Annotated in this window: 2 protein-coding genes; both read left to right on the top strand. The window is 50.9% G+C overall.

The features are described 5' to 3' along the window. A partial coding sequence (locus K5Q58_RS20845) for a thiamine pyrophosphate-dependent enzyme (RefSeq protein WP_259651416.1) occupies nucleotides 1-384 on the top strand: 384 nt, incomplete at its 5' end. Next, a partial coding sequence (locus K5Q58_RS20840; protein ID WP_220755746.1) for an ACT domain-containing protein occupies nucleotides 384-501 on the top strand: 118 nt, incomplete at its 3' end. The genes K5Q58_RS20845 and K5Q58_RS20840, both read left to right, overlap by 1 nt.

The raw sequence follows: 501 nt of genomic DNA, 5'->3' as shown, positions 1-501 counted from the left end.
ACCGGCGACGGTTCGATTCAGATGAATATTCAAGAGCTTTCCACCGCACTGCAATACGATGTGCCGGTGAAAATCATCAATCTCAACAACCGCTTCCTCGGGATGGTGAAACAGTGGCAGGACATGATCTACTCGGGCCGCCACTCCCATTCTTATATGGACTCGGTGCCTGATTTTGCCAAAATCGCCGAAGCCTACGGCCATGTGGGGATCAATATCGACCATGTGGATGAGCTGGAGAGCAAACTGGCACAAGCTCTGGCCATGAAAGACAGGCTGGTGTTTGTGGATATCAGTGTTGATGAAACCGAGCACGTCTACCCGATGCAAATTCGTGGTGGCGCTATGAATGAAATGTGGCTGAGCAAGACGGAGAAAAGCTGATGAGACGTCGAATTATATTTGTATTGATGGAAAACCAGCCCGGCGCCCTGTCAAGAGTTGTCGGTCTCTTCTCCCAACGCGGCTACAACATTGAAACTCTTACGGTTGCGCCCACCG

This window comes from Shewanella sp. KT0246, from assembly GCF_019654955.1.
GTDB lineage: Bacteria > Pseudomonadota > Gammaproteobacteria > Enterobacterales > Shewanellaceae > Shewanella > Shewanella goraebulensis.
Note: the sequence above shows the minus strand (reverse complement) of the source record. Positions and strands in the feature narration are given on the sequence as shown.